The organism is Streptococcus sp. FSL W7-1342 (assembly GCF_037966635.1).
GTDB lineage: Bacteria > Bacillota > Bacilli > Lactobacillales > Streptococcaceae > Streptococcus > Streptococcus salivarius_D.
In genome coordinates, this window is sequence record NZ_CP150200.1 from 1,264,800 (window position 1) to 1,278,792 (window position 13,993).

At 40.8% G+C, this 13,993-nt stretch carries 18 protein-coding genes, 1 tRNA gene and 2 pseudogenes; 5 read left to right on the top strand and 16 right to left on the bottom strand.

Annotated elements, in window-relative coordinates; genetic code table 11:
* Positions 1-63 precede the first annotated feature (63 nt).
* A complete protein-coding gene (birA, locus tag NSQ79_RS05655) occupies positions 64-1,002 on the top strand; it encodes a bifunctional biotin--[acetyl-CoA-carboxylase] ligase/biotin operon repressor BirA (RefSeq protein ID WP_013990695.1) in 939 nt (312 codons plus the stop codon).
* On the opposite strand, the gene NSQ79_RS05660 is transcribed toward birA, so the two are convergent.
* From NSQ79_RS05660 to miaA, 4 genes are all read right to left on the bottom strand, one after another.
* On the bottom strand, positions 989-1,174 hold the full coding sequence (locus NSQ79_RS05660; protein ID WP_002883500.1) for a DUF3272 family protein: 186 nt from the start codon (positions 1,172-1,174) through the stop codon (positions 989-991). The two genes, birA and NSQ79_RS05660, sit on opposite strands and share 14 nt — an antisense overlap.
* A gap of 217 nt (positions 1,175-1,391) precedes the next feature.
* Positions 1,392-3,044, bottom strand: a complete 1,653-nt coding sequence (gene dnaX, locus NSQ79_RS05665; protein ID WP_339313332.1) for a DNA polymerase III subunit gamma/tau — start codon at positions 3,042-3,044, stop codon at positions 1,392-1,394.
* Entirely contained in the window at positions 3,044-3,544 is a 501-nt protein-coding gene (locus NSQ79_RS05670; RefSeq protein ID WP_282098161.1) for a GAF domain-containing protein, read from the bottom strand. Before NSQ79_RS05670 ends, dnaX begins: the two co-directional genes overlap by 1 nt.
* Positions 3,545-3,577: 33 nt before the next feature.
* Entirely contained in the window at positions 3,578-4,489 is a 912-nt protein-coding gene (miaA, locus tag NSQ79_RS05675) for a tRNA (adenosine(37)-N6)-dimethylallyltransferase MiaA (RefSeq protein ID WP_013990698.1), read from the bottom strand.
* A gap of 75 nt (positions 4,490-4,564) precedes the next feature.
* Here miaA and NSQ79_RS05680 point away from each other — a divergent pair, with 75 nt between their 5' ends.
* Positions 4,565-4,741 carry a DUF3042 family protein gene (locus tag NSQ79_RS05680; RefSeq protein ID WP_003092510.1) on the top strand — a complete coding sequence of 59 codons (177 nt, stop codon included), beginning with the start codon at positions 4,565-4,567 and terminating at the stop codon, positions 4,739-4,741.
* A gap of 178 nt (positions 4,742-4,919) precedes the next feature.
* A pseudogene (locus NSQ79_RS05685) lies at positions 4,920-5,082 on the top strand (IS3 family transposase); the annotation flags it as partial.
* A gap of 30 nt (positions 5,083-5,112) precedes the next feature.
* Here NSQ79_RS05685 and NSQ79_RS05690 read toward each other — a convergent pair.
* The 3 genes and pseudogenes from NSQ79_RS05690 to NSQ79_RS05700 form a co-directional block, all read right to left on the bottom strand.
* Positions 5,113-5,280: pseudogene (locus tag NSQ79_RS05690) on the bottom strand (major capsid protein E); the annotation flags it as partial.
* 273 nt (positions 5,281-5,553) lie between these two features.
* On the bottom strand, positions 5,554-5,796 hold the full coding sequence (locus NSQ79_RS05695; RefSeq protein WP_013990700.1) for a hypothetical protein: 243 nt from the start codon (positions 5,794-5,796) through the stop codon (positions 5,554-5,556).
* 205 nt (positions 5,797-6,001) lie between these two features.
* The gene (locus NSQ79_RS05700; RefSeq protein ID WP_339313335.1) at positions 6,002-6,715 is read right to left on the bottom strand and encodes a phage minor head protein; all 714 of its coding nucleotides are present in this window, start codon (positions 6,713-6,715) and stop codon (positions 6,002-6,004) included.
* 119 nt (positions 6,716-6,834) lie between these two features.
* On the opposite strand from NSQ79_RS05700, the gene NSQ79_RS05705 reads away from it, so the two are divergent.
* Positions 6,835-7,035, top strand: a complete 201-nt coding sequence (locus NSQ79_RS05705; RefSeq protein ID WP_228382819.1) for a hypothetical protein — start codon at positions 6,835-6,837, stop codon at positions 7,033-7,035.
* A 17-nt stretch (positions 7,036-7,052) separates the two neighbouring features.
* Entirely contained in the window at positions 7,053-7,295 is a 243-nt protein-coding gene (locus tag NSQ79_RS05710) for a tyrosine-type recombinase/integrase (RefSeq protein WP_231910695.1), read from the top strand.
* An 11-nt stretch (positions 7,296-7,306) separates the two neighbouring features.
* On the opposite strand, the gene NSQ79_RS05715 is transcribed toward NSQ79_RS05710, so the two are convergent.
* From NSQ79_RS05715 to NSQ79_RS05755, 9 genes are all read right to left on the bottom strand, one after another.
* A tRNA-Arg gene (locus NSQ79_RS05715) sits at positions 7,307-7,378 on the bottom strand.
* A 50-nt stretch (positions 7,379-7,428) separates the two neighbouring features.
* Positions 7,429-7,776 carry a 50S ribosomal protein L19 gene (gene rplS / locus NSQ79_RS05720; protein WP_002883489.1) on the bottom strand — a complete coding sequence of 116 codons (348 nt, stop codon included), beginning with the start codon at positions 7,774-7,776 and terminating at the stop codon, positions 7,429-7,431.
* A gap of 130 nt (positions 7,777-7,906) precedes the next feature.
* Positions 7,907-9,130 carry a voltage-gated chloride channel family protein gene (locus tag NSQ79_RS05725; RefSeq protein ID WP_045772075.1) on the bottom strand — a complete coding sequence of 408 codons (1,224 nt, stop codon included), beginning with the start codon at positions 9,128-9,130 and terminating at the stop codon, positions 7,907-7,909.
* A gap of 9 nt (positions 9,131-9,139) precedes the next feature.
* On the bottom strand, positions 9,140-9,412 hold the full coding sequence (locus NSQ79_RS05730; RefSeq protein WP_138261695.1) for a chorismate mutase: 273 nt from the start codon (positions 9,410-9,412) through the stop codon (positions 9,140-9,142).
* 73 nt (positions 9,413-9,485) lie between these two features.
* Positions 9,486-11,021, bottom strand: a complete 1,536-nt coding sequence (locus NSQ79_RS05735) for a ClC family H(+)/Cl(-) exchange transporter (RefSeq protein WP_138261696.1) — start codon at positions 11,019-11,021, stop codon at positions 9,486-9,488.
* Between the two features lie 51 nt (positions 11,022-11,072).
* Entirely contained in the window at positions 11,073-11,516 is a 444-nt protein-coding gene (locus NSQ79_RS05740; RefSeq protein WP_002883520.1) for a flavodoxin, read from the bottom strand.
* Between the two features lie 367 nt (positions 11,517-11,883).
* A complete protein-coding gene (locus NSQ79_RS05745; RefSeq protein ID WP_061652392.1) occupies positions 11,884-12,255 on the bottom strand; it encodes a hypothetical protein in 372 nt (123 codons plus the stop codon).
* An 11-nt stretch (positions 12,256-12,266) separates the two neighbouring features.
* Positions 12,267-12,986 carry a matrixin family metalloprotease gene (locus NSQ79_RS05750; RefSeq protein WP_301357535.1) on the bottom strand — a complete coding sequence of 240 codons (720 nt, stop codon included), beginning with the start codon at positions 12,984-12,986 and terminating at the stop codon, positions 12,267-12,269.
* Between the two features lie 119 nt (positions 12,987-13,105).
* Entirely contained in the window at positions 13,106-13,888 is a 783-nt protein-coding gene (locus NSQ79_RS05755; RefSeq protein ID WP_138261697.1) for an alpha/beta hydrolase family protein, read from the bottom strand.
* Positions 13,889-13,993: the final 105 nt, after the last annotated feature.

Consider the following 13,993-nt stretch of genomic DNA (forward strand, 5'->3'; position numbering starts at 1 on the left):
TTATCAAGCCTTATCAATAAGTTATAGTGAGCATTTTGCCATCATTTGTATTATACTTAGGATATGAAAACTTATGAACACGTTTATGACATCTTATCGAAGAGTCCTGACTTTGTGACGGGAGAGAGCTTGGCTAAAAGCCTTGGTGTCTCACGGACAGCCATTTGGAAGGCAATTCAAACACTTCAAGAACAAGGAATTGACATTACAAGTGTCCGCAAGAAAGGCTACTATTTAGAAAAGGGAGATATTCTTCTTCCTCAAGACATCTCTAAGCAACTCAACATTCCAGTCTACTTTAATCCAGATTCTAACTCTACCCAACTAGATGCTAAACATGGCATGGAAAAGAATAATCCGACGCCTGCACTTTACCTGGCATCAAGTCAAAAGGCAGCCAAAGGACGATTTGAACGTCACTTCTTTGCCAGTCCACAAGGTGGTATCTATATGAGTATCCACTTAAAGCCCAACTGTCATTTTGAGGAGTTACCACCTTATACGATGATGGCGGCAGCTGCTATTGTCAAAGCTATCCAGCGTCTAACTGGCATCAATACAGAAATCAAATGGGTTAATGACATCTACCTCAACAACAAAAAAATGGCTGGTATCCTTACCGAAGCCATTAGTTCTATCGAATCTGGTCGCATCACAGATGTCATTATCGGGGTTGGGCTTAACTTCTCAATCAGTGATTTTCCTGAAGAGTTAGCTAATAAAGCTACTAGTCTTTTTACTTCTGAAAAACCAAGCATTACTCGAAACCAGCTCATTTCAGAAATTTGGAGACTCTTTTTAACCATTCCTACTAGCGATTTGGTCAAGGTCTATAAAGAAAAGTCCCTCGTTTTAGACAAACAAGTGACCTTTGAACAAGCTGGAAAGACTTATACTGGTGTTGCCAAGGAAATTGGCGATAAGGGCCAACTTCTCGTTCTTACTGATGATGGTCGGGAAAAATGGTTGACCGCTGGCGAAGTGAGCCTTACTTCTTGGTAGACTTGTCGGCTGCACGCGCAATGCGTGAAACAACGTAGGTTGTCCAAAGACGACGAAACAGTAAATACCCAAAAAAGGCTGTAAAAAAGTAATAGCCGTGTTGTAAACTGTAATTAAAACAAACCGTTTCAAAAATAGTTTCAAGCGTTATAAACAAAATTTGTTGAATCATAAGATTATTATATCAATAGATAGAGCCTAGGACAAGCAGTCTAGGCTCTTTTCATTTTTACACGGATGGACCTTCCAATTATTAGCTTCAGAAATCTATCAAATTACACTTGACTATCTCGCCATCTAACTTACTGGGATTGGACCTAAAAAGGTCCACTGAACAGCCTCGCTTTTGGGTTTCTTGGCTCGGACCTAAAAAGGTCCACTGGACCTTTTTAGTCCTCTATTTCTACTACATCAGAGAGAAAGTCGAGTTCTTGAGGGATATACTCTTCGCGATCTTCTTTTTCCAATTCTTCTTTGGATTTGAGACTTCGTGCAAATTCTGTTCGGAGTTTTTCAAATTCTGCTTTTGGAACAGCCATAATATTAGGTGAGAAACCGGCAGCTGAACTCATGATATTGCCAAACATATCATTGAGATCACTGCGTTTCATGACCTGTTCAGCATTAAAAGCGGCATTAAATGCCAGGATAGCATTTTCCTGATTGGCCAGTACAGGCTCGGAGCCATTCAAAAGTGCCCTATTTTGTGGGCTAATAGAATCCAAGATTTCAGGCCAAGTTGCCTTTAGGGCATCCAGACACTGGCGTGATTTCTGCGGATTTTCCATGGTTTCACGCATAATAGTAAGAATCTTTTCACGATCCACCTTGTACTGATAAGCAGGTTTGGCTTTTCGAGTTGGTGCTACTTCTCCTTGGGCTTTGCCCTCTTTAAGAGCTTTACGTAGACCTTCTACCTCGCGACGAAGACTATCTAACTCTTCTTGCAAATTCCCCGGAATTTCTTGTGAAGCCTGAGTATGAGTCTCTGACAATTTTATAGTCAGCATTTCCGCATAGATTTTAGGATGTGTTCCAGTTTTAATTTCTGGCAAGGCACTTGTAACCAAGTCAATCAATTGGAAAAGTCGGTCTTGCTCCAGAGAAAGATTCTCTTCAAAAAGGGGACTATGGTGACTGTTCTCTCCGCCCGCTTTGACAATCAAAAGATCACGGAAATACTCCAAGAGATCCGTCGCAAAACGGCTCATAGACTTGCCATTATCAAAAAGAGTTTCAAGATTTGATAAAGCTTGCGTAGTCTCTTGATTGCGAACGTTAGCGACAAAACTGTCTAGGGCTGTTAAACCAATAGAACCTGTGATTTCTTCAGCTATGGCTTGGCTGACATGATTGTCCGGAGACAGACTCAGTGCTTGGTCTAAGATTGACAAAGCATCACGCATACCACCTTCCGCACGACGAGCAATAATGGTCAAAGCCTCATCATCAAAGGTTAATCCTTCTTTTTCCAGAATTGAAGCCAAATGTTCTTTAATAGCTCCCTGCTTGATCGATTTAAACTCAAAACGTTGAACACGAGAGAGGATGGTTGCTGGAATCTTATGTAATTCAGTGGTCGCCAGGATAAAGACCACATTTTCAGTTGGTTCTTCCAAAGTCTTCAAAAGAGCATTGAAGGCACCTGTCGAAAGCATGTGAACCTCGTCGATAATATAGACCTTGTAAGTCGCACGACTTGGAGCATAGGTCGACTTATCACGAATCTCACGAATCTCATCCACACCGTTGTTGGAAGCCGCATCAATCTCGATAACATCTTCGAGACTTCCGTTAGTAATATCGCGACAAATATCGCAGTGATTACAAGGCTCACCATCAACTTGATTAGGACAGTTCATAGCCTTGGCAAAGATTTTCGCCGCACTGGTTTTACCGGTACCACGTGGCCCAGAAAAGAGATAGGCATGGCTGATTTTCCCTGACTCTACCGCCTGTCTGAGCGTGGTTGAAATCACTTTTTGACCAACCATTTCACCAAAGGTCTGACTACGGTATTTACGATATAAGGCTTGATACATTAGTTTACCTCAAACATTCCAAATGTAAGCTCGGTTTTCTCGAGTAGAATTTTGATAAACGCTTCCAGATAATCTTGGTCTACGTCGTTATAGTCTCCTACTTGGTGAGAATCCAAATCGAGAACACCAACTAATTTGCCATCTTTGACCATTGGTACAACAATTTCACTTCGAGCAGCGGAATCACAAGCAATGTAATTGGCGTGTTTGGTGACATCTTCGACAATTAGGGTTCTATTTTCTGCTGCAGACTGGCCACAAACACCCTTACCTAGGGCAATTCGAACACAAGAAACATTACCTTGGAAAGGGCCAAGGATTAACTCATTCTTGACATTATCCATCAGGTAGAAGCCTGTGAACACAGAATTTGGTAGGGTTGTATTCAAGAGAGCTGAGGCATTAGAAAAGTTGGCCATAGCATTGTCTTCATTGGCAAAAAGCACCTTAGCCTGTGCTAGCATTAATTCATAGGCTGATTTTTTTTCTTCGTTAGTCATAACTACCATTATAGCAAAGATAGGTTCTTAAAACTAAGATTGACCTACCTTTTCTCCTTCCCTTTCATTTAAAAATAATTCAAGATCTTGAACGACATTTTTAGGATATTCTGGACTAGAAATCTGATAAAACTTAACAGTCATTCGATTTCTGAACCAGGTTAATTGACGTTTAGCAAATCGACGCGTATTTTGCTTGAGTTTTTCCAAGGCTTCGTCCAAGCTCTGGTTCCCAGCAAAATAAGGAAACAACTCCTTGTAGCCTATACCACGAGCTGACTGGGCATTAGGATAATTTTCGTACAGCCACATGGCCTCTTCCAAGAGACCATGTTCAACCATCTTGTCTACTCGTGTATTGATGCGGTCATAGATCAAGGAACGTTTATCATCTAATCCGATAAGAAAGGGATCATAAGTCGTCTCAGTATTTTCAAGATTCTCCGAAAAACGATGAAGTTCAAGTGCTCTAATGGCACGACGACGGTTAATCTCTTTAATCTCAATACCTAAGCGATCAATTTTTTCAAAAAGTTCCTGATCAGATAATTGCTCTAATTCCGAGCGATAGGCTAAAACCTGCTCCTGATCTACCTGTCCCCCTAGGTGATACCCTTCTAGGAGACTTTGTAAATAGAGACCTGTTCCTCCTACTATAATAGGCAGCTTGCCACGACTAACAATGTCAGAAATGGCAACCTCTGCCTCTATCACAAAATCATAGGCTGAATAGGACTCATCAACATCGCGAACATCAATCAGATGATGCACTGCTGCTGCCTGCTCTTCAGGAGTGGCCTTGGCGGTTCCTATATTCAATTGTCGGTAAACCTGCTGGCTATCTCCTGAAATAATTTCGCCATTAAAACGCTTGGCCAATTCAATTCCAAGCGCTGTTTTTCCTACAGCAGTAGGACCAGCTACTACAATAAGTTTGGTTTTCATAATGTTTTCACTTGCTATTCTAGATATTTTTTTAGATAATATAAGCATATTATAACATATACGGAGGATAGTCTCATGGCTAAAAAACATTCATTTGCTAAAGGTCTTGCTACTGGCGTTCTTGGAACTGCTGCTACCGTTGCAGGTGCCGTTTTCGCAGTTAAAAAGACAATTATCGAACCAGAAGAAAAGAAATTGGCTTTCATCGAAGAAAATCGTAAAAAAGCAGCTCGCCGTCGTGTAAGTCGCTAATAATGAGAACCAGGGAAACCTGGTTTTTTACTGTTATTTTTAACTCTTCATCTATGACTAGGAACAGAGCCAAATTGAAAAGAAAAGAAAAGAAAAGAAAAAATATAATATCATTACATTTGTGAACTGCACCCCAAAAGTTAGACAGAAAAAAATTAACTTTTGAGGTGTTTTTCTTATGAAATTAACTTATGGGGACAATGTTCTGGTCTATGAATTTAGAAATCAAGAAAAAATTAGACGAACTTTCAAATAAATTTGGAATAATCGTTTACAAACATAGGTACATACTTAAATTGATTAATCGTTACGAAATAGAGAGCATCAAAAAAGGAAAGAATCATTGATACCTTGGTTTGGTTGTTAACCTAGTCGATTGTTTTAGTAGTTGTAATTGCGAAACCTTGATCAACAACTTCAACTTCTGCTTCTGGAGTATTGCCAGATTGCAAATCTGACTCTTCTGGAGTTGTACCGAAAACGGTAGAACCCAATGAACCATTTGGCACCAAAGTCAAATGACCATCTGAATAGAATTCGCCAATTGCTCCTTTGTCATTTCGATATTGTTATCTTGTTCCATAATTTCCTCCCACCTAGTCCCCTAGTTGTACACCGTCAGAGCCACGAATGAGGTAGCTATCCCCTTCTAGTCTCATCTGAAATACTACGTTACAAGCCACGCTAGTATTGTTTATTTAGGGCTTAAATTAGCCCTATGCGCTGACGAGGTATCGAACCCCAAAGCCCTTTGGCTAGCACGGCTATCAGCGCATAAGAAAAAGCCGTATTGCTACGACTTCAATTATTTATTAAGCATACCTTACTTCGACGTTTTCCATCAATTTTGGCAGTGTAACGCCGTCCAGTTTCAGTTCTATGAGCTCATCAAACGACTTTACGATTATCTCCTTGCCATCGTAAACAACAACTATGTTATTTTCTGATTCAGGAAGAATGCTAACAGTTTTACCATCAACTTCAAAATCTGCATCCCAAAGATATTCGCAAAGTTGTTTTAATTCCTTTAGGTTTTGACTATAAGACATCGCCATTCTCACTCCTCTCTTCATCAGTTAACTTCCTGGTTGTTCTCTTCTTGGCTTTTGATTTACTAGGTTCGTGGTAATCAATATCGTGAGCGTATTCCCTGTTTTTTCAAAATGAATGTTTATCTGGTTATCTGTGATTCGTGAAGTGAATATCCTTATACCTCATACCATCATAGTTATAGAAAGAACACCCAAGAATATCACCGTTCTAAGCATTGTGTTGAATCACCTTTCTCGCCTCCCCGACAGGGTGCGGAGTTCCATTGATTACTTCATCCACTTGTACAATACCATTTTCATTAATTTTATGCAATTTCTCTTTGTCCAAATACACTTCAGCAACTGCACAATGACAATATGGGGGCATAGGCGGGGCATTTAGTCCGCTATCAATCTTGTCAATTGGAACAGGTTCCTTCTCGGTATCACGGCCAACCTGTTTACAATAATCGCAAGCTCTTGAATCTGGCATGAGTTTGAAATACTCAAAACCGTTTTCTTTCATAATATCTTTCTGCGCCAAAGTTTGAACTCTAGCATGTTCCGTGATACCTAAACGCTCTGCATTAGTACGGAGCACATCCATGTGTTTTCTAATGCGTCTCGCAATCGTTAAGCCGTTATTTCCACGAATTAAAGCCCTCGTTATCTCAGTTCTAACAAGTTGCCGTAGCTGAGCATTTCTACCCCAGATACGCTCCGACCATTTAGCGCCTTCGAAATTAGCGTTAACAGCCGTCGTCATGTACCTTTCAAGTGTTTTCTTGTTAGGCACCGTCTGATCAAGCAGGCTTCCTCTTACAATTTCGCTCTTATAGCCATTCATCAGATAATCGTTAGTTAATTGACGTTCGCCTTCAGATAAAACCAATAGTTCGAGTTCTAACTCTTGGATAAGAAGCTCTTGACGACCAACAGACATAGAAAAGTTGTAGTCTCGAAGCTCCTTGTTTGCCTCTGGACTAAAATCTTTGTCAGCTACATACTGTTTAGCTTATAGGTAAAACTGGCATACGTTTCGCCGAATGTTTAGGTTTGACGGTGGATGATGTTGATCACGATGCAGGCATGGTGTCCATCAATAAAACATGGGACTATAAAAATGATTCTGGTTTCATGCCTACAAAAACAAAAAGCAGTATTAGAGAAATACCGCTTAATGATGATTTTATAAAATTCGTTGACCACTTACCACCAACCAAGGATGGCAGGCTACTACCTCCTTATCAAATAATGGCATAAATAAAACCCTACGGAAAATCGTAGGGCGTGAGGTACGTGTCCACTCCTTAAGTCATACTTATACTAGTTACTTAATTGCCCACGATATCGATTTGATTTCTGTATCTCAAGTTTTAGGGCACGAAAATCTAAACATCACACTGGAAGTCTACGCCCACCAATTACAAGAGCAAAAGTCTCGTAACGACGAAAAGATAAAACAAATTGGGGCAAATTGGGGGCAAATTGGGGGCAAAATAGCTTTAAAACCGCATGCTTAAAGGCTTAAAAATGTCCCCTGCCGGAATCGAACCAGCAACGACTCCTTAGGAGGGAGTTGTTATATCCATTTAACTAAGAGGACTTATGAAAAAATCTGCCACGAGGACAGATTTTTTATGTGAAATCTGTAAATTATTTACGGATTTCTTTGATACGTGCAGCCTTACCTTGCAAAGCACGCAAGTAGTAAAGTTTAGCACGGCGGACTTTACCGTAGCGTACAACTTCAATCTTTTCAACACGTGGAGTGTGGATTGGGAAAGTACGTTCTACACCGATACCGCTTGAAATTTTACGAACTGTGTACATTTCTGAGATCCCTTGACCTTTGCGTGAAATAACTACACCTTCAAAGATCTGGATACGTTCGCGAGTTCCTTCGACAACTTTCGCGTGAACGCGAACTGTGTCACCAGGACGGAATGATGGGATGTCAGTACGAAGTTGACCTTCTGTCAAACTTTGGATCAATGGATTCATTTTTATATACTCCTATCTTACTAATCTTAAGAGCAACCTCTGTGTCTCAGCGGATTAGCCGTTATTTTTGTGTGTCCATTACACACTCTTAGTATTTTATCAAAAAATTATCAGGATGTCTAGTATCTTATTACATTTCTAGCATTTTTTGTTGTCCATAAATGCTCGTCTTATGATTAATGAGATAAGCAAAAGCCATGACAATCGCATAAGGGAGTGCATTAGCGGGACCAAAGACTTCAACGCCAATGAAAATAGGTGCTAAAAGGGTATTGGTACTGCTACCAAAGACAGACAGATAGCCAAGACCTGCTACAAGTGGAATTGGAAGTCCTAAAACTGGTGCTAGAACAGCACCAAGACTTGCTCCGATTGCAAACAAAGGGGTTACTTCTCCTCCTTGGAAACCAAGAGATAAGGTAAAGACGGTCAAGAGCAATTTCAAAAGCCAATCCAATGGATAAATGGTCCCACCACCAACACTTAAAGCAATCAAATTCGTTCCAAGACCTGTATAGCGTCCCTTCCACAAAATCAAAAGAAGACAGGTTAAGACGACACTTCCTAAGAGAACACGATAATAAGGATTTGGGAGCAGACTTGCTACTTTCTTTTTAGCTAGTGACAAGAGATAAGCAAAGAGATTTCCCGCTAGACCAAAGGCCAGACCTAAAAGAGCTAATTTGACGAATGTCTCAAGGTCAATAGTCAAACTTTCAGATACAAAGTGGCTAAATTTTTCAAGACCTAAGAGATGGCTTGTCGTACTAGCCACAAAAGATGCAATAAGAGTCGGTACCAAGATTGGCAGACTTAACTGTCCTAGGGTCAAGACCTCAAGCGCAAAGAAGGTCGCGGCGATTGGTGTTTGGAAGAGTCCTCCAAAACCAGCGGCCATACCCATCGTCAAGAAAATACGTGAAGCATTCGGGAGCTTAAAATAGCGACTAAAAGCATGAGAAACTGTGGCCCCCAGTTGTACAGCAACTCCCTCACGACCTGCAGAACCCCCGAAAAGGTGGGTCAGCCATGTGGTTACAGTCACCAGTGGAATTAACCTTAGGGGGACTTGATCCTCCTCATTATGTCCAACCTTGAAAATCAAGCCCATTCCTTGTGCTGCCTTACCCGCAAACTTTTGGTAAAGGTAAACTATCAAAAGACCAGCCAATGGGAGAGCAGGGACTAGATAAAAGAGATGGTGGTCACGAAATTCCGAGAGTCCTATCAGCACGCGCCCAAAAACAGCATCAATCAGTCCAACAAGCACCCCCAACAAGATTGCATAAAGACTTAACATTACTAAATGTAAGTAAGAAAGACCTTGACTATCACTTAATTGTCTTACTTTCATCCTAGTTGCCTACTTTTCTTCTAGCTTACTTGCTTGATAAGTACGTGAATGCTTCATAATATCCGCAAAACTAGCGACGATAGCTTCTCTATATTCGGGATTAACGACACTAGCGCCTACTTTGTCAAGCAGGGCTTGCTCTCGTTCGGGATCATAAATCGCCTTTCCAGTGCGTTGTTTATAAGCACTTACTCGAGTTACCAATTTCATACGTTTTTCCAACAAAGCCACAATCTCATTATCAACGGTGTCAATCTGTTGGCGAATCTCATTTAAGTCCATACTGACCTCCTTTTTTCTCTCCATTATAACAAAAATGACCTGAGGACAAAAGAGCCTCAAGCCATTGAATTGCTTATAAAAAGAGTTTTCTTACCTGACTGATATTACTTTCATTAACAACTAGATACAGGGTTGCTCCTGCTTTTAGACGTGTGTCTCCATGAACAACTTCAGACTGGTCTTGAAAAATCTGAGTAGAAATCAAAACTCCATCAGGTAAGGTTAAATCCTTAACCAATCGACCAGCTAGACTATCTGTAACCGGTAAGTCAATCATCGTCGGTATATTATCAACTTGCTCTGGTTTGTGAGCTATTAGATTGTGAAGCATGGCTTCATAGACAGGTTCTCCTCCCATGAAATCCATGACGAGATAGGCAATCAGGGTCACGACACCAATTGTCATCAATTGGTGAAGGTCACCCACCATCTCAGTCACTAAAATCATAGCAGTTAGCGGTGCCTTAGATACCGCACCGAAATAACCAGCCATACCAAGAATGATAAAAATAGGGAACTGACTGACTTGTAAGAATCCTAGATTTTCAAAAGCTGCCGCAAAAACGCTACCTGAAAGAGCACCTAGAGTCAAAATCGGCAAGAAAATCCCACCAGGAAATCCTGAACCAAAGGACAACATACTCCAAACAAAGCGAATAGCCAAATAGAGGATAGCCACAGCTAGAGCAGGATGTAAACCATTTAGGGCAAGAATCAATTCATTCCCACCACCTAAAAGATGTGGAAAATAGAGACCAATAGGAATGATAAACAGAACTGCCAAGAGGCCATGAAAATGAGATGGCAAGTGGAAGATTTTCCCTAACCCTTGGTAGGCCTTACCAATACGTAAGACAACCCACTCATAACCGTATCCAAGCACACCTAGAAAAATCCCCAAAACAATAAGAATCCAATAATCTTTCAAAGGAAATACGGGTAATTTTTCTGTCATAGCAAGGACCGGTACCTGGCCAAAGATGCGTAGGGAAACAGCATTAGCTACTAAAGATGCCGTTAAAGCTGTCACCCAAACATGACGAGAGAAGTGATGATAGATTTCTTCGACGACAAACAAAAGACCAGCAATTGGCGCATTGAAGGCAGCAGATAACCCTGCTGCTGCTCCTGCAGCAATCAAAACACGCTTCTCACGCGCAGAGAGCTTAAGTCCCTCGGCTAATCCCTTAGCAGTCATGGCACCTAGTTGAATACTAGGTCCCTCACGTCCCAACATCAGTCCCATTGAAATCCCAAGGACTCCACCTAGGAACTTACGCCATAATACTGACCACCAAGACGGATGTAAGAGACCCATCAGTTCCCCTTCAACGTGAGGAATACCTGAGCCCTTGATGTCTTTTTCCTGTTTAATAAGGTAACCAATAAAAAGGGCAATCAAGAGATTAACAAGTACAATTCCCAGAATCAGAAGTGGATTACGAAGGGCGTCTTCGTAAATAGCTACAGAAAATGCGGCCCCTTTGGCAATTAACCAACGAAAAAGACTGACCACTGCTCCTGCTGTCACCCCCACTAAAAGCCCTCGCCAAACGGACCAAAGGAGATGTTGAGATTGCGTCCTAAAATCTCTTTCTATTTCATTCATAAAAACTCCATTTCTGACTACAATAAAAGCAGACTTTACTCTGCTTTTTTCTTATGCTAATGCTTCTGAAACTTTTTCAGCGAAAGCTTCAAGGTTTTCGATATCTTCATCTTCAGCAGAAAGGTCAACCTTGACGCTATCAGCACCTTTAGTCGCCCCTGTGAATGTGAATTGATTTTCAAACTCATCCACTGAATGACAGAAATAATCGTAGAAGGTATCTCCTGAACCTACAACACCAAAGATTTTACCTGACAAGTCGAGGTCAGCCAAATCTTCGTAAAAGTCAACGATTTCATCTGGCAGCTCACCATCACCATAAGTGTAAGTCGCTACGATACAGATGTCCGCATCTTCAAAATCAGCGGCATCAACCGTTGTACACTCGTCTACATCTACAGTGTGACCTAATTCTTCCAATTTTTTGGCAACGATATCTGCGATTTCTTCCGTGTTACCGGTCATACTGGCATAAACGATTTTTGCTAAAGCCATAATGTCCTCCAAAATAATAAATTAGCTATATTATATCATATTTCTTCAGAAAATAAATGACCTAATAACTCAAAAAAACTGCCCATCAGGACAGTTTTAGATTCTTTTAACAAGTGACTTGGCGTCTAAACATATAGAACTTTCTGTAGATAAAATGATATAGTCCCTTTAATAAATTCAGAGCGAGCCATAGCCAAGACTTTTTGCTGTGAGAAAAGTGCCTAATGTTAAATAACTTTAGGCACTCGGAAGTTTTGAGACACTAGGCTCAAAACTTAGCTATGGAATTCCGAAGGAAGTCGCTAACGTCCGTACTCACCTAAGAAAAGTCTAAAAAGAAGAATTCATTTCAATTTAAAACTTCCCATCAGGACAGTTTTAGATTTTGTAGGAGTTCAAAGTGTCGATAGACTAGCCATAAGCCAAGACCAACTATCAGAATGAGAAGCACTGCTCTCATGAGACCTCTCAGAAAAGTCAAGAGCCAAGTAAGAAGCATAGAGGTGATTAGCCAACTCCAACCAGAGGCTCCGTATAGGGTTTGAATACTCTGTATAGAATGACTGGTCAGCGTTTTTACCCAATTGGGAATATAAATCCAAATACCATCACCTGATAGTCCCAAACGATTGGCAATCATGGTTCCTGTTGTTTGCAACCAAGTAAAGACCCCAGCATTGAAAAGAAAAAGGAAGGTTTGCATGGGGTAACGTCTAGCAAGGCGTTTCAAATAGCGCATGACACCCCTCCTTAATTTGCATAGAGAGCATGGACCGTATCAATATCCACCTGTTGAATCCCGTAATAAGATCCTGCTGATTGCATAACGGATGTCTTAGAGTCATCATGGTCTAAGCCAATGGCATGTCCCAATTCGTGTTCAGCCGTATTCACAATACGCTTGTGAGTATAACCAAAATCACTATTCAAGAGGAAATAACTGTTCAACTTCACATCCACATGAGTAATGCGATTGGTCAAAACATTGGTTTGAGTGTCTGCTAAACCTGCTGCCTGTGAATTCGCATCGGAATAGTCAGTCGCAACAATGTCAGCCGTTGAGGCATCATCAGTTAATGTAAAGATGAAAGCACCCGTGTTATTCCAGTTAGTAATAGCTTCCTTATAAGCTGCTACCAAGGTTTCATCTGTAGATTGTATATAGATGCTTGCTGTATTTTGCGCCCATCTAGCTCCATTAGACTCAGGAATAGTATCTGTCGTTGATAGGTTAGAGACAACTTTCTCAACGTCACTAGTACTGGTACCACTAAAACCTAGCTCTACTTGATGAAAGGCTTGGTTAATGTTTGTGGCTAAGGTACTTGAAGAATTATTGGCATAGTAGACGAGTCCATAACCAATAAGGGCTAGGACTAGGGCAAGTTTAAATATAGCCCAAATAAGATTCCAAATAAATTGTAAAAGAAGTTTGGGAATATAGAAGATTACTCTGAATAATTTTTTCATTATTGAGCCTCCTTTTCGAAACTTCCCCTAGTATATCAAGCTCTAATAGTTCTGACAAGCAAAAAATATCACTTTAAGCTTTTATCATCTCTTTGATAAGATGTTACAAACTTGACCTATTAAGACAAACGTTCTTCTTTAACGTAATCAATAGGTAACCATTCTAAGTAGGCTTCTAGTTGTTTTTCCCAGTAATACCACTCATGTCTTCCATGGTCTGTTCGGTAGTCAATGTCTAAACCAAGGGCCTTCAAATCAGCAACTGCCTTATCTTGAGAATCAAAAAGGAAATCCTCAAGGCCACACCAGGCAAAGAATTTGGTTTTCTTGTCATGTTGTTTGGCTAGGTTAACCAATTTGTGCTGCTCAATGTCTTTCCCTTCCAAATCGCCAAAGACACCTTGCCAGTATTCCTTGGACTCACTCGTTTCATCTGTAATCATCTCTACTGATAATCCAAGGGCACCAGAGAAGGAACCCGCACAAGCAAAGTTATTTGTCGTTAAGGCTAGTTTGAAAGAACCATAGCCACCCATAGAAAGTCCAGCGATAAAGGTCTTTTCACGCTTCTTAGTCATACTAGGGAAGAAACGTTGCATGACTTGAGGAAGCTCCTTAGCAATGGCATCGTAATACTTGACCCCGTAGTTGGTATTTGTATACCAGCCATTTTCCGTGTTAGGCATAATAACAATGAGATTAGTCTTACGAAGGAGACGCTGAATATTGGTACGGAAGGCCCAAGAATTATGATTGCCCCCCATGCCATGAAGGAGATAGAGAACTGGGATGTCCGTATCACTTCCCGTTTCAGCAATCTGATCGCGATCTGGATAGATGACATCCACTTGGCGGTATTGGCCTAGAACGTCTGAAGAGTATTCAATTTGAAAAAAAGCCATTTGTATTTTCCTTTCTTAATGTTAGAAAAGCTGGGACACCCCAGCTTTTGATTTTAGAACAAAGTCTTGTTAAAACTTTCCTCAATGTCTATGGTGCAAGCGATA

Bases quoted from the DNA above. Each gene is read 5' to 3' on its own strand.
- birA (WP_013990695.1), top strand. From the start codon at position 64: ATGAAAACTTATGAACACGTTTATGACATCTTATCGAAGAGTCCTGAC.
- NSQ79_RS05660 (WP_002883500.1), bottom strand. From the start codon at position 1,174: ATGATTCAACAAATTTTGTTTATAACGCTTGAAACTATTTTTGAAACG.
- dnaX (WP_339313332.1), bottom strand. From the start codon at position 3,044: ATGTATCAAGCCTTATATCGTAAATACCGTAGTCAGACCTTTGGTGAA.
- NSQ79_RS05670 (WP_282098161.1), bottom strand. From the start codon at position 3,544: ATGACTAACGAAGAAAAAAAATCAGCCTATGAATTAATGCTAGCACAG.
- miaA (WP_013990698.1), bottom strand. From the start codon at position 4,489: ATGAAAACCAAACTTATTGTAGTAGCTGGTCCTACTGCTGTAGGAAAA.
- NSQ79_RS05680 (WP_003092510.1), top strand. From the start codon at position 4,565: ATGGCTAAAAAACATTCATTTGCTAAAGGTCTTGCTACTGGCGTTCTT.
- NSQ79_RS05695 (WP_013990700.1), bottom strand. From the start codon at position 5,796: ATGGCGATGTCTTATAGTCAAAACCTAAAGGAATTAAAACAACTTTGC.
- NSQ79_RS05700 (WP_339313335.1), bottom strand. From the start codon at position 6,715: ATGTCTGTTGGTCGTCAAGAGCTTCTTATCCAAGAGTTAGAACTCGAA.
- rplS (WP_002883489.1), bottom strand. From the start codon at position 7,776: ATGAATCCATTGATCCAAAGTTTGACAGAAGGTCAACTTCGTACTGAC.
- NSQ79_RS05725 (WP_045772075.1), bottom strand. From the start codon at position 9,130: ATGAAAGTAAGACAATTAAGTGATAGTCAAGGTCTTTCTTACTTACAT.
- NSQ79_RS05730 (WP_138261695.1), bottom strand. From the start codon at position 9,412: ATGGACTTAAATGAGATTCGCCAACAGATTGACACCGTTGATAATGAG.
- NSQ79_RS05735 (WP_138261696.1), bottom strand. From the start codon at position 11,021: ATGAATGAAATAGAAAGAGATTTTAGGACGCAATCTCAACATCTCCTT.
- NSQ79_RS05740 (WP_002883520.1), bottom strand. From the start codon at position 11,516: ATGGCTTTAGCAAAAATCGTTTATGCCAGTATGACCGGTAACACGGAA.
- NSQ79_RS05745 (WP_061652392.1), bottom strand. From the start codon at position 12,255: ATGCGCTATTTGAAACGCCTTGCTAGACGTTACCCCATGCAAACCTTC.
- NSQ79_RS05750 (WP_301357535.1), bottom strand. From the start codon at position 12,986: ATGAAAAAATTATTCAGAGTAATCTTCTATATTCCCAAACTTCTTTTA.
- NSQ79_RS05755 (WP_138261697.1), bottom strand. From the start codon at position 13,888: ATGGCTTTTTTTCAAATTGAATACTCTTCAGACGTTCTAGGCCAATAC.